Source organism: Burkholderia lata (genome assembly GCF_000012945.1).
Taxonomy (GTDB): domain Bacteria; phylum Pseudomonadota; class Gammaproteobacteria; order Burkholderiales; family Burkholderiaceae; genus Burkholderia; species Burkholderia lata.
On sequence record NC_007511.1, the window covers coordinates 3192095 to 3205234 of the forward strand.

Annotated in this window: 13 protein-coding genes; 9 read left to right on the forward strand and 4 right to left on the reverse strand. The window is 66.5% G+C overall.

All coding sequences use genetic code 11. From position 1 onward, the window contains the following. Positions 1–405: 405 nt before the first annotated feature. Positions 406–1326 carry a LysR family transcriptional regulator gene (locus tag BCEP18194_RS36830; protein ID WP_011356414.1) on the reverse strand — a complete coding sequence of 307 codons (921 nt, stop codon included), beginning with the start codon at positions 1324–1326 and terminating at the stop codon, positions 406–408. Positions 1327–1650: 324 nt separating this feature from the next. On the opposite strand from BCEP18194_RS36830, the gene fae reads away from it, so the two are divergent. The 4 genes from fae to BCEP18194_RS36850 all read left to right on the forward strand — a co-directional run bounded on the left by fae (position 1651) and on the right by BCEP18194_RS36850 (position 6247). Continuing rightward, positions 1651–2175 carry a formaldehyde-activating enzyme gene (gene fae / locus BCEP18194_RS36835; protein ID WP_011356415.1) on the forward strand — a complete coding sequence of 175 codons (525 nt, stop codon included), beginning with the start codon at positions 1651–1653 and terminating at the stop codon, positions 2173–2175. Between the two features lie 41 nt (positions 2176–2216). Continuing rightward, positions 2217–3239 (forward strand): aldo/keto reductase, encoded by a 1023-nt coding sequence (locus tag BCEP18194_RS36840; protein ID WP_011356416.1) that lies wholly within the window; start codon positions 2217–2219, stop codon positions 3237–3239. 54 nt (positions 3240–3293) lie between these two features. After that, a complete protein-coding gene (locus BCEP18194_RS36845; protein ID WP_011356417.1) occupies positions 3294–4745 on the forward strand; it encodes an NAD-dependent succinate-semialdehyde dehydrogenase in 1452 nt (483 codons plus the stop codon). 167 nt (positions 4746–4912) lie between these two features. Next, the gene (locus BCEP18194_RS36850; RefSeq protein ID WP_085964662.1) at positions 4913–6247 is read left to right on the forward strand and encodes an MFS transporter; all 1335 of its coding nucleotides are present in this window, start codon (positions 4913–4915) and stop codon (positions 6245–6247) included. A 161-nt stretch (positions 6248–6408) separates the two neighbouring features. Here BCEP18194_RS36850 and BCEP18194_RS36855 read toward each other — a convergent pair whose 3' ends face one another. Further along, the gene (locus tag BCEP18194_RS36855) at positions 6409–6702 is read right to left on the reverse strand and encodes a type II toxin-antitoxin system RelE/ParE family toxin (RefSeq protein ID WP_011356419.1); all 294 of its coding nucleotides are present in this window, start codon (positions 6700–6702) and stop codon (positions 6409–6411) included. A gap of 2 nt (positions 6703–6704) precedes the next feature. Beyond that, positions 6705–6962, reverse strand: a complete 258-nt coding sequence (locus BCEP18194_RS36860) for a type II toxin-antitoxin system ParD family antitoxin (RefSeq protein ID WP_011356420.1) — start codon at positions 6960–6962, stop codon at positions 6705–6707. Between the two features lie 228 nt (positions 6963–7190). Between BCEP18194_RS36860 and BCEP18194_RS36865 the strand changes: the two genes are divergently transcribed. From BCEP18194_RS36865 to BCEP18194_RS41535, 3 genes are read left to right on the forward strand one after another with little or no spacing between them, the layout of a single operon-like run. After that, positions 7191–7910 carry a hypothetical protein gene (locus BCEP18194_RS36865; protein WP_011356421.1) on the forward strand — a complete coding sequence of 240 codons (720 nt, stop codon included), beginning with the start codon at positions 7191–7193 and terminating at the stop codon, positions 7908–7910. 47 nt (positions 7911–7957) lie between these two features. Beyond that, positions 7958–8749: a hypothetical protein gene (locus tag BCEP18194_RS36870; RefSeq protein WP_244273033.1), complete on the forward strand. Its 792-nt coding sequence runs from the start codon at positions 7958–7960 to the stop codon at positions 8747–8749. Further along, positions 8746–9087 carry a hypothetical protein gene (locus BCEP18194_RS41535; RefSeq protein WP_157687414.1) on the forward strand — a complete coding sequence of 114 codons (342 nt, stop codon included), beginning with the start codon at positions 8746–8748 and terminating at the stop codon, positions 9085–9087. Before BCEP18194_RS36870 ends, BCEP18194_RS41535 begins: the two co-directional genes overlap by 4 nt. Before the next feature lie 175 nt (positions 9088–9262). On the opposite strand, the gene BCEP18194_RS36880 is transcribed toward BCEP18194_RS41535, so the two are convergent. Further along, the gene (locus tag BCEP18194_RS36880) at positions 9263–10138 is read right to left on the reverse strand and encodes a LysR family transcriptional regulator (protein WP_011356423.1); all 876 of its coding nucleotides are present in this window, start codon (positions 10136–10138) and stop codon (positions 9263–9265) included. A gap of 231 nt (positions 10139–10369) precedes the next feature. On the opposite strand from BCEP18194_RS36880, the gene BCEP18194_RS36885 reads away from it, so the two are divergent. Both BCEP18194_RS36885 and aldA read left to right on the forward strand, forming a co-directional pair. Continuing rightward, complete coding sequence (locus BCEP18194_RS36885; RefSeq protein ID WP_011356424.1) at positions 10370–11308, forward strand: LysR substrate-binding domain-containing protein; 939 nt, start codon at positions 10370–10372, stop codon at positions 11306–11308. 315 nt (positions 11309–11623) lie between these two features. Next, complete coding sequence (aldA, locus tag BCEP18194_RS36890) at positions 11624–13048, forward strand: aldehyde dehydrogenase (RefSeq protein ID WP_011356425.1); 1425 nt, start codon at positions 11624–11626, stop codon at positions 13046–13048. The last annotated feature ends 92 nt before the right edge of the window (positions 13049–13140 follow it).

Below are 13140 nucleotides of genomic sequence, written 5' to 3' on the forward strand. Positions count from 1 at the left end.
GCTGGTGGCAGGCGGCTGGTGGCAGGCGGCTGGTGGCTGGTGGCTGGTGGCTGGCGGCTGATCGTAAGGTCGTTCGTTCGTTCGTTCGTTCGTTCGTTCGTTCGTTCGTTCGTTCGTTCGTTCGTTCGTTCGGTCGGTCGGTCGTTCGGTCGTTCGGTCGGTCGTTCGGTCGTTCGGTCGTTCGGTCGTTCGGTCGTTCGGTCGTTCGGTCGTTCGGTCGTTCGGTCGTTCGGTCGTTCGGTCGGTCGGTCGGTCGGTCGGTCGGTCGGTCGGTCGGTCGTTCGGTCGTTCGGTCATGCAGTCGTGCAGTCGTGCAGTCGTGCAGTCGTCATGCGCGCACGGCGGTCGCGCGCCACGGCTCGCATCAACCTCGCCTGCGCTGCGTTCGCCCCCGCGTTCGCCCCGCTATGCGGCGAACGCCTCTAGCGATGCGCGCCGCCGCTCGTCGACCATCGATTCGATCATCGACACCAGATCGTCGGTCAGCGGATCGCAGATGCCCGGCGAGCGATGCAGTTCGAGATCGGCCGCCGGCAGCGACGGAAAGCCGTCCGCCTCGTCGAGCACGCGCCAGTTCTCGGGCAGCGTACAGCGGTCGATCATCGTCACAGCCGCGCCGTGGTTCACCGCGATCTTGATGCCGGTCGGGCTCTGGCTCGTGTAGACGACATGAAACGACCGGTCGGCCGTCGCGAGCGCCTGCAGCCCGCGCTGCCGGTAACAGCACGTTTCCGGGAACAGCGCGAGCGGCACCGACGCATGGCTGTCCAGCGCGAAATCGCGGTGCGCGGCCCACACGACGTCGTGCCGGCCGAGCACCCGCCCGCCCGCGCCGGGCCCGTGCCGGACAACGAGCGCGACATCGAGCTCGCCGGCCTGCAGCCGTTCGAGCAGTTCGAGCGACATCCGGCAATGCACGTGCAGGCGCGCACCCGGCCGCATCGCATAGAACGACTTCAGCAGGTCGGGCAGCCACAACTCCGCATAGTCCTCGGGCAGCCCGAAGCGCACGACGCCGCGGTCGCTGCTCGCCTGCTTCAGCGCGAGGATCGCGTCGTTCTGCACCTGGATGATCCGGCGCGCGTGGATCAGGAAATTCTCGCCGTCGCGCGACAGCTCGAGGCGCCGGCTGTTGCGCATGAACAGGTGCGTGTCGAGCCGCTCCTCGAGCGTGCGGATGCGCAGGCTGATCGTCGATTGCGTGCGATGCAGTTGCCGGGCCGCCGCGGTGAAGCCGCCGCTCTCGACCACGGCGACGAATGCCCGGATCAGCTCCGGATCGAGCGAACTGAGCTTCGACCAATCGGGCTTTTGAATGGCAGCCATCGAAATTACTCGCTTTCGAAAAAAGAAGGGAAGACGAAAGATAGGGCTCGGAGTACGCCGATTGTTGTCCAGATGCGCTCGGCCCTCCAACCCCTGCCCGGGTATGACAAACCCGGAGCCGGTACGCGCATGCCCACCCGCCGATCCCGCCCCGCCGGCCGTCACGACAACGGCCGAGGCCCGCCCGGCGGGCATTCGCGTGCCGGATTCAGGGCTTTCCCGGAGACGACGAAAACTCATAGCCCGATCAGAAAACATCGATTCACCGGCCGCGCCACGGCCCACCACAATCGCCTCACACCCACTCATCGACGAGACACTGCAATGACCGCATCCCAACCCAGGCAGCTTTACATCGGCGAAGGCTTCGAAGGCCCCGGCGTCAACCTCGCGCACATCAACGTGCTGGTCGGCCCGCGCAACGGCCCGGCGGGCCAGGCGTTCGCCACCGCACTCGCGACGCCGTCGGCCGGCCATGCGCCGTTCGTCGTGATCGCACAGCCGGGCGTGCCGACCAAGCCGCTCACGCTGTACGTGAACAAGGCGCAGATCGCCAGCGATTTCCACGGCAATGCCACGTGGGGCGCGTCGCAGGCCGGCATCGCGAAGGCCGTGGCCGAAGCGCTCGAGAACGGCACGCTGCCGCCCGAAGCGGAGAACGACTGGGTCGTCGTGTCGGCGAACTGGGTGAACCCGCAGACCGACGATCTCGACGCCGTGTTCGAGAACAACTACCGCGCGTGCCGCAACGCGATCGTCGCCGCGATGGAAGGGCTGCCGCATCGCGACGCGGTGTTCGCCGCCGCACGCGACGTGTCGAACCCGTTCTACACCCCGAAGAAAAACTGACGACGACAAGCGGCCGACACAAGGCCGCACCTGGAGGAAACATGGAATACGTCCGCCTCGGCCAGTCCGGCCTGAAGGTGTCCCGCCTGTGTCTCGGCACGATGAACATGGGCACCCCCGAATGGAAGCCCTGGATCTTCGACGAAGCGCAGAGCGAGCCGATCGTGCGCCGCGCGCTCGACGCCGGCGTCAACTTCATCGATCTCGCGGATTTCTATTCGACGGGCGTCGGCGAGGAAGTGGTCGGCCGCATCCTGAAGCGCAACGCGCGCCGCGAGGAGCTCGTCGTGACGACCAAGGTCGGCTACGACATGGGCAGCTACCCGAACGCGGGCGGCCATTCGCGCAAGCACGTGCTCGACGGCATCGACGGGTCGCTGAAGCGCCTCGGGATGGATTACATCGACATCTTCATGCTGCACTTCTTCGACGTGAACACGCCCGTCGAAGAAACGATGAGCACGCTGCACGACATCGTGCGTGCAGGCAAGGCGCGCTATATCGGCGTGTCGACGATGTACACGTGGCAGTTCGCGAAGATCATGCAGGCCTGCGAACGAAACGGCTGGGACAAGCCGATCAACATGCAGCTGCAGCTGAATCTCGCGTATCGCGAGGAAGAGCGCGAGATGGTGCCGTACTGCATCGACCAGGGCGTCGGCGTATCGGTGTTCAGCCCGCTCGCGCGCGGCCTGCTCACCTGCGAGCCGCAATCGACGCGCAATCAAACCGACTTCTTCACCGCACAGATGTATGGCGACGCATCGTCCCTCGCGATCGCGGAATCGGTCGCGAAGGTCGCGAAGCGGCGCGGCGTGCCGCCCGCGCAGATCGCGCAGGCATGGGTGCTGAGCCGCCCCGGCATCGCGAGCATGCTGGTCGGCGCGGATTCCGTCGCGCAGTTCGACAGTGCGCTCGGCGCGCTCGAAACGCAGCTCACCGAAGAAGAACTGCACGAGCTGGAGCGCAACTACACGCCGTGCGACCTGATCAACGACTACACGGCCGGCAAGCGCATCGCGCGCGAGTCGCGTCCGGCGCAGGGCAGTTTCGCGACGGACTGAAGGACCGAGGCACTGAAGCACTGAGGCTCCGAGGCACTGAAGGAACGACACACAATGAACGAATTTCTGAGGACCGGCCATTACATCGGCGGCGAATGGCACGAATCGCACGGCGCGAGCGATGCAACCTATCCGGTGCTGAACCCGGCAACCGGCGAGACGATCGCGAAGGTCGCGAAAGGCGGCGCCGACGACACGCAACGCGCAATCGATGCCGCCGCGCACGCGTTTCCCGCGTGGCGCGCACTGACCGCGAAGGAACGCGGCGCCCGCGTGAAGCGCTGGGGCGAGCTGATGCTCGAGAATCGCGACGCGCTTGCCGAGCTGCTGACGCGCGAGCAAGGCAAGCCGCTCGCGGAAGCGCGCGGCGAAGTCGTGTACGCGGCGAGCTTTCTCGAATGGTTCGCGGAAGAAGCGAAGCGCATGTACGGCGACGTGATCCCGAGCCCGAAGCCCAATTCGCAGATCGTCGTCACGCGCGAGCCGGTCGGTGTGGTCGCGGCGATCACGCCGTGGAATTTCCCGCTCGCGATGATCACGCGCAAGGCCGGCCCCGCGCTCGCGGCCGGCTGCACGATGGTGCTGAAGCCGTCCGAGGAAACGCCGCTGTCGGCGTTCGCGCTCGCAGTGCTCGCCGAGCGCGCGGGCGTGCCGGCCGGCGTGTTCAATGTCGTGTCGGGCGACGCGGTCGCGATCGGCGAGACGCTGACGAGTTCGTCCGTCGTGCGCAAGCTGTCGTTCACGGGCTCGACGCGCGTCGGCAAGCTGCTCGCGAAGCAGTCGGCCGACACGCTGAAGAAGCTGTCGCTCGAACTCGGCGGCAACGCGCCGTTCATCGTGTTCGACGATGCCGATCTCGATGCGGCGGTCGAAGGCGCGATTGCATCGAAGTTCCGCAATACCGGGCAAACCTGCGTGTGCGTGAACCGCTTTCTCGTGCAGGACGGCGTGTACGACGCGTTCACGCGCAAGCTCGCGGACGCCGTGCGCAAGCTGCGCGTCGGCAACGCGCTCGCGGGTGAAGTCGACCAGGGGCCGCTGATCAACGAAGCGGCACTCGGCAAGGTCGAACGGCACGTGGCCGATGCCACCGCGAAGGGCGCGCACGCGCTCACCGGCGGCAAGCGTCACGCGCTCGGCGGCACGTTCTACGAGCCGACCGTGCTGACCGGCATGACGGCCGACATGCTGATCGCCGAAGAGGAAACCTTCGGCCCCGTGGCCGGCTGCTTCCGCTTCGCGACCGAGGAAGAAGCCGTGGCCGCGGCCAACGACACGCCGTTCGGGCTGTCCGCGTACTTCTACACGCGCGACCTCGGCCGTGCGTGGCGCGTCTCGGGTGCGCTGGAGAGCGGGATGGTCGGCGTCAACGACGGGATCATCTCGACCGAAGTCGCGCCGTTCGGCGGCGTCAAGCAATCGGGGCTCGGCCGCGAAGGTTCGAAGTACGGCCTCGATGAATACGTGGAACTCAAGTACACGCTGATGGCCGGCCTCGGCCGCTGACCACCGGCCGCTCCCCGCGGTCGACCCGCGCCGCGCGCCGCCCGGCCGCGCGGCGCTTCGCACGGCACGCGCGGCGGTGTTCCGCCCGCGCGCGCCGCTGCGCGCCCGAAAACAATCCAGGAGGCAGCTTGACTCAAGCCAACGTTCAATCCGGCACCGCACGCGCGTTGCCGCTGTCGCGTGGCGCCGATGCGCCGCACCGCCCCGTCGCGCTCGACGACGTGCCGCTCAACCGTTTCCACGTGAAGATCGCCGGCCTGACGTTCGGCGCGCATTTCACCGAGGGCTACACGCTCGGCACGATCGGCTACGCACTCGCCGCGCTCGGCAAGCAGATGCCGATCGACGCGTTCTGGATGGGGATGATCGGCAGCTCGGCGCTGATCGGCATCTTCTTCGGCAGTCTCGTGTTCGGCTGGTTGTCCGACCGGATGGGCCGGCAGAAGATCTTCCTGACGAGCTTCGTGATCATCACGGCGGCCGCGTTCGCGCAGCTCTTCGTCACGTCGCCGCTCGAACTGTGCATGCTGCGCGTGCTGATCGGCTTCGGAATGGGCGGCGACTTCACGGTCGGCCATGCGATCCTCGCCGAATTCTCGCCGCGCAAGCATCGCGGCGCGCTGCTCGGCTCGTTCAGCGTGATCTGGACGATCGGCTATGTCGCCGCGAACGTGCTCGGCCTCGCGTACAGCGACGCCGCGCCCGATGCCTGGCGCTGGCTGCTCGCGTCGGCGGCGCTGCCTGCGCTGATCGTGCTGGTGCTGCGAATCGGCACGCCAGAATCGCCGCGCTGGCTGCTTGGCAAGGGCCGGGAGAAAGAAGCGCGCGCGATCGTCGCGAAGCATTTCGGGCCGCACGTGATGCTCGACGGTTCGACCGAGCCGCATGCGCATGGCGGCTTCTCGCGGCTGTTCCAGCGTGACCTGATCCGCCGCACGGTGTTCAACTGTGCGTTCTTCGTGTGCCTGGTGATTCCGTATTTCGCGATCTACACGTTCCTGCCGACGATCCTGAAGACGATCGGCCTCGCCGAAGGCTTCGGCGCGGACCTGCTGCTGAACGGCTTCCTCGTGCTGGGCGCGCTGATCGGCATCTGGCTGACGATCCGGCTGTCGCGGCGCGGCTTCCTGATCGGCTCGTTCGCGGTGACGTGCGCGTCGCTCGTCGCGCTGGCGGTGCTGCCGTCGTCGGCGGCCATCGCGATGATCGTCGCATTCGCGATCTTCACGCTGACGATGTCGGCGTTCAGCAATCTCGTCGGCGTGTTCCCGCCCGAGTGCTTCCCGACCGAAGTGCGTGCAAGTGGCGTGGGGCTCGCGATCGCGTGCAGCCGGCTCGGTTCGGCGATCGGCACGTTCCTGCTGCCGGTCGGCATCGCGACGCTCGGCTTCCACGCGACGATGTTCGCGCTCGCGGGCGTGCTGCTGGTGGGGATGATCGTGTCGATCGCGTGGGCGCCGGAGACGAAGCATCTGACGCTGGAGGAGGCGTCGGGGCATTGATGAGGGCGGCGGGTTGTGTGACCGCCGGCTTTATCGCGCTCGATCAAGGCTTTCGCATCGACGCGACGCAGATGCGCCGCGGCGATGTTGCGCTCGATTCGGACGAACCCGGCGGTGGCCGGGTTCGTTCATTCCGGACGCGATGCGATGCGCGCGTTCGCTCAGAACAGGATCGACGCGTAGTCTCGCGCGCCGTGAAGGACGTGAAGAATGTCGATGCGCGTCGGTGGGTCGCCGACGACCCGATAGAAAATCTGGTAGTTGCCGTACACACGATGCCGTACGCCGTGACGCTCGAAGCGCGGCACCAGCGGAAACGCCAGTGGCATCGCGGCAAGACTCAGGCATTTTTCGCGAATCTCCCGCACAAACGTCACGGCGCGTTGCGGGTTGTCGCGTGCGATGTAATCCGCGATTGCCTCGAGTTCGGCAATCGCAAAATCGGACAGGTGCACGGTCAGGCCTGACGATCCGCCTGGGCCCGATACTTCGCCTCGAGACGATCGAAGACTTCCGCTGCGTCGGCGCCGCGTCCGGCTTCCGCATCGGACAGGCTGCGTGCGATCACCGCGTCCAGCGCATTCAGTTGCGCCTCGCGATCCTGGATCAGGCGCACGCCTTCGCGAAGCACTTCGCTCTTGGATCCGTAGCGCCCCGATTCGACCAGCTTCGCGACGTAAGTCTCCAGCTGCTGGCCCAGTTCCGCACTGATCATGTCGACCTCCCGGCCGGATTGAATTCGATTCACCAAGCGTATCGTGCCTATCAACTATTATCAAGAAGACGATCTCCGAAGGATCAGCGCGAATGTTTTCGAAGTGCCGATCGGGCGGATGGAAGGAACGGGAGGCGCTTCCGGCAGGCCGCTGCGGCGCCGGCATTCATCCGGTTTTCGCCTTCACTCGTGTAGCCTTACCGGACCCTCACCGTGCGGACACCGATCATGATTGAAGACATCGTCACGCCACAACCTAGCCTGAAGGTCTATCCGCCCGACGCCGACGTCTTTGCCGAGTCCAACGCCGCACTCGCGCGCCACCTGCATCCGCTCGTGTCGATCGACCTGTCGGCGGTCAATCCGTCGTGGGAGGGTTGGATCCACCTGCTCAGCCCCATCGAACCGTACGACGGGCTCGTCGGGCAGGACACGGCCGCGTATCACAACGACTATCTCCGCGCGAACTGGATCGGATTCCGGCTCGACGACGACAACCGCTACACGTTGCTCGGCGACCCGCGTTACTTCTATCTGGAAAACCCGCCCGGTACACATGACGCGGGCTATCGCGAGGAGCTGGAGGCGCACTACGCCGAGCAACAGGCCAGCATCGACACCGCGCGCAAGCGGTTCGCCGAATACGGCGTGCTCTACTCGTCCAACCAGTACGCGCCGGACGAGCGCGATTTCAGCCAGGAAAAGCCGTGCAACCTGATCGACCAGCTCGGTGGATCGGTCGGCTGGGGCAACTGGTCGGGCACCTCCGACTTTCCGGTCGACGACAGCGATCCCGACAACATCCGGCCGATCGGCCCCAACGGTGCGCGCTTTCGCTTCGTCGCCCGGGTCACCGGCTGGGAATACCGCGCGATGGGCGCTGACTCGATTCTGTTGTTCTACGAGCCGATCAGCCGCGTAGCGCTGCTGACGTTCGACTGGTCGTAACGCGGGCGCGACGGACGGTCGCTCCGTCTCGTGATTGGATTGGCCGTTTGGCGGACTCTGCCAGTGGGATTCGCGTCGATATGCTGGGGGCTTTCCATTCATCGCCGGAAGCCATGCCCGCGCCACCTGTCGATCTCGGCCATGTTCTGCCATACGAAACGTCGTACTTCGACGATCGGCTCGAGGTCGATCGAAACGACCTGGATATTTCCGCGTTGCTTGGGGTCGCCGATGACATTCCCGATGCACTACTCGTTGCGTTGTGCGGAGCACCCGCCGGATCGGACATTCAAGCCTATCTCGACAGCGCAGACAGGTTGACTTTCAGCGTCACCCATTCCGCGTTGATCCGATCCGAAAACCGCATCGCCGTCTTCCGAGAATCGGACACATTCGCACTCGAACTCAAAACAATCGATCTGGCTGATAGCGCTATCGCCGGCCTCGGAGCGGCCATGCTATGGCGGATCGCAAGAGCGTGCGATACGCTGGGAATCACCCGCATCAACGCATTGGCAGCGGGTGGCCGCAAGGCCGCGCCAAAACCCGGCGGGCGTCGACTGTTTGGGTACTACGCCTGGCCTCGGCTCGGTTTCGATGCGCCCATTCCCGACCAGCAAAGCGACGAAGCAGCCCTGTTCCAGTATTTCCAGAGCGACCCGGTCGGTCTGGCCGACGGGTCGCTGCGATCACTGCTCGCACTCTATGCGACGCGATTCGGGCGAGATTTCTGGCGCGTCGCGGGATCGCATCGCTGGATGACTTTCGATGTTACGCCGCACGGAAAATCCGTGCGGACGTTGCAGAATTACTTGATCGAAAAGGGGATTTACGAATGAACGCAAAGCACACTCCGATCGCAGGGTTCCGGATCACGCGCCGTGGTCGCCCGACGAGCGAACATCGTCCCGTTCGACTCTCGGAAGCCCGCCGCCTCCTTGATGCAGTCGTCACGCGCGAACTCCATCACAGCCTGGCTCGGGTCATGCGCAAATCTGCCATCGAGCACGACGCACGGGCCACCGTCACATCCACCTCCCCGCCGAAACGAGCCGTCTTCAACGTGGGACGCATCGATCCTTCGAAGTGCCAGTTGCCGAGCATCTCGGATGCCGAAGCAGAAGCCATGGCGCGCAGAGAAACACTCATGCACTTCGGCCTGGATCCCGACTCGTAACCAGCCGCGACGGAGGGAATCCGCATGGTCCAGGCCGTCAATGATCGTGGCTATCGCTGTTCCCGGTAACGATCGTTGACACACGCCAACACCGCGAGAAGAGCAGGACACGCGCGGACTGATCCGATTGCTTCCACCGAAAGATCAGCCGCGTCTCAGCATCGACGCACCCGCCCTACCCCCTCCTCCCCGCCTGCCCCCGCAACCATTCAGCAAACGCGACCACCGGCTCGACCGCCACACTCTCCGGCTCGACATCGAGCCAATACCCGAACGGCCCGATCGGCTGCACCGGCGACAACCGCACGAGGCTGCCCTCGCCGATCTCCTCCTCGATCATGTTGAGATCGACTACCGCGAGCCCCGCGCCCTTGCGCGCCGCGCGGATCGCCTGCTCCAGCGTGGAAAACTCGATACCGTCACCGATCCGCGCCAGCGGCACGCCCGCCTGCTCGCACCAGTCGGCCCACAGCGCGAGACGCTTGCCCTCATGCAGCACATGCAGCGACGGCAGCCGGCCGAGCAGCACATCGAGCGCATCGCCGCGATAACGCGGCGCGCCGACGAGCGCATGCCGCTCCATCATCAGCAGCTCCGACTGCATCCCGGCCCGCGCCGCGCGCCCGAAGCGGATGTGGCAATGGCAATCGTCAGCCGGCTCCGTGCGGATCGACAGCTCGACGTCGGGCAGCGCCTCCGCGAGCGTGCCGAGCCGCGGCGAAAACCACTGCGTCGCGAACGTCGGCGGCAGCGACACCGTCAGCCTCCGCTTCGCACCCGGCCGGGCGGCGGCGATTTCGCCGACGCCGCGCTCGATCGTGTCGAACGCCTGCCCGATGAACGGCAGCAACCGCTCGCCGGCATCGGTCAGGCGCACGCCCTTGTGATCGCGCTCGAACAGCCGCGCGCCGAGCGCTTCCTCGAGCAGCCGGATCTGCCGGCTCACCGCCCCCTGCGTCACGCACAGCGAAACCGCCGCACGGTTGAAGCTCAGGTGACGCGCGGTCTCCTCGAAAAATCGCAGTGCGATCAACGATGGCAGGCGTCGCATGATGTGTGTCCCTTTCGTTCGTATCGTTCGTATCGTTCGTGTCGTTGCCGGCCGGCATCGCCGGCCCTCCTGCAGGCAGCCTTGTCGCCACCCGGCGCGCCAGCCGCCGCGCCGTCAAAACCCCGAGGGCCCGCGCCCCCCGTCGCCTCCATTCATCGTCCCCGCGCCCGCGGCCACCCGCCTACAATAAGCATCCCGCACCAAACACGACACCGCCCCGTGAGACGCAAGATGCCGGCGCTGAACGCGCTGAAAGCCTTCGAGATGGCCGGCCGCACCGGCAGCTTCACGCGCGCGGCCGAGCTGCTCAACGTGACGCAAAGCGCGGTGAGCCGCCAGGTTCGCCAGCTCGAGGGCCAACTCGGCGAAACCCTGCTCGAACGCCGCCATCACCAGCTCGAGCTGACCGCGGCCGGCCGCGTGCTGCTGCGCGCACTGCAGCAATCGTTCGACAAGATCGAGCTGACCGTGCGCAGCCTGCAGGAAAAAACCCACCTGAACCGCCTGCGCGCGAACGTGCCGCCCACCTTCGCCGCGCGCTGGCTGATGCCGCGCCTCGGCCGGCTGCGCGACGCGCATCCCGAATTCGAGCTGAGCCTCACGACCCGCATCCACGACAGCCTCGGCGAATCGCGCGTGCTCGACTGTGCGATCCGGTTCGGCGACGGCGAATGGGACGGCTTCGACAACGCGCTGCTGATGCAGGAGCAGCATATCGCCGTCTGCGCGCCCGCGCTGTATGCGCGGCTGCGACAGGACGGCGCGCCGATCGACCTGAACCGCTTCACGCTGCTGCACGTGCTCGCCACCGACGACCAGCGCTACCTGACCTGGCAGCACTGGCTGAAGGCGGCCGGCATCGCCGACGTCGACACGCGCGGCGGCTACGAATTCGACCTGCTCGACCATGCGATCCGCGCCGCGATCGACGGTCTCGGCATCACGATCGCCGACCGCCACATGGTCGCGCGCGAACTCGCGACCGGGCAGCTGATGCAGGTGCTCAACGTGCATGTCGACGGCCACCAGTCGTACTGGTTCGTCACGCGGCCCGAGCAGACGAACCTGCCGCACATCGTCCAGTTCCGCGACTGGCTCCAGCAGGAAGTGTGGCTCGCGAAGCGCCATCTCGAACCATCGTCGCCGCTGCCGCAAGTGCCGCTCGCCTAGCGCGCGATCCGTCCCCGATCGCCCTCGACCACCCGCCGCGGGCGACACCTTACCGGCTTCCACGCCCGTCCGCATTCGGACCCGTCGGAAAATACGACAGCCCTCCGCTCGCCCCGCCCAGGCCCCGCGCCACGGCAGCCTTGCCGGACGGGCGACTCCGGCCGACTTGCCGAGTAACGTGCGTTTTTCTCATGCTCGGCGCGAAAATAAGTCGTTTGTCGTGCGCTAAACGCATGAACAGAATGGCCTCTATCCCTTGCCACGCGTGTTCGCCACTCGAAGCGATCCGCCTGCATTCATCGGAGGAGTCACTTCATGCGCACCGAACGCAACTACGTGAACGGCCGTTTCGTCGCCCCGGAAAGCGACACGTTCATCGTCGTCCACAATCCCGCCACCGAAGCGCCGTTCGCGCGCGTGCCGGCCGCCACGCCGGCCGACGCGCTCGCCGCCGTCGACGCCGCGGCCGCCGCGCAGAAGGCATGGCGCAAGCTGCCGAGCGCCGAGCGCGCCACGTATCTGCACCGCTTCGCCGACGCACTGACCGCACGCGCATCCGAAATCGGCGCGGCGCTCGCGCAGGAGTCCGGCAAGAGCGTCGAGGACGCGTCGAACGAAGCCGTCTACGCGGGCCAGATCACGCGCTACCACGCCGAGTGGGCGCGCCGGATCGAGGGCGAGATCATCCCGAGCGACACCCCCGACGAGAACCTGTTCCTGCAGCGCGAGCCGATCGGCGTCGTCGCGTGCCTGATCCCGTTCAACTACCCCGTCTACACGCTGCTGCGCAAGGTCGCGCCCGCGCTGATCGCCGGCAACACCGTGGTCGTGCGGCCGAGCAACCACACGCCGGTGTCCGCGTTCGAGATCGCGAAGGCGGCCGGCGATGCCGGCTTCCCGCCGGGCGTCATCAACATCCTTACGATGGACCACGCGACGGCCGAAGCGCTGTGCACGCATCCGGCAGTCGGCATGATCACGCTGACCGGCAGCGTGAACGCGGGCCGCAAGGTGCTCGACTACTGCAAGGCGAACATCGCGAAGCCGTCGCTCGAACTCGGCGGCAAGACGCCCGCGATCATCGAGCCCGACGCCGACCTCGAACGCGCGGCCGCTGCGCTCGTCGCATCGAAGACGACCCACTGCGGCCAGCTCTGCACGGCGATCGAGCGCGTGTACGTGCACGACAGCGTGCATGACCGCTTCGTCGCGCTGCTGAAGGAGAAGATGGCGGCCGTGCGCATCGGCGACCGTGCGGAAGACGCCACGCGGATGGGCCCGCTCGTCAGCGCATCGGCACGCGCGCACATCCACGGGATGGTCGAACGCGCGATCGCGGCCGGCGCGACGCTCGAAACCGGCGGCGCAATCCCCGCCGGCCCCGGCTTCTTCTACCCGGCCACGCTGCTCACCGGCGTGCGACAGGACATGGAGATCGTGCAGGAGGAAACCTTCGGCCCGATCATGCCCGTGCTGCGCTACTCGACGATCGACGAGGCGATCGCGCAGGCGAACGACCACCAGTTCGGCCTGTCGTCGGTGCTCTACACCGAGCACTACCGCACCGCGATGACCGTCGCGAACGCGATCGAAGCCGGCGAGTTGTACGTGAACCGCACGCCGGCCGATCCGTACCAAGGCTTCCACGCCGGCTGGAAGCGCTCGGGCCTCGGCGGCGACGACGGCAAGCACGGGATGCTCGAATTCACGCAGACGCGCCTCGTCGTCATGAAGTACTGACGCCGTCACGCCGACGCCCCGTTTCCGGCGCGCGCACTAGAACACCACGCCGCGCGCGCCGCCCCTGACCCAACCAGAACATAAGAAATCTG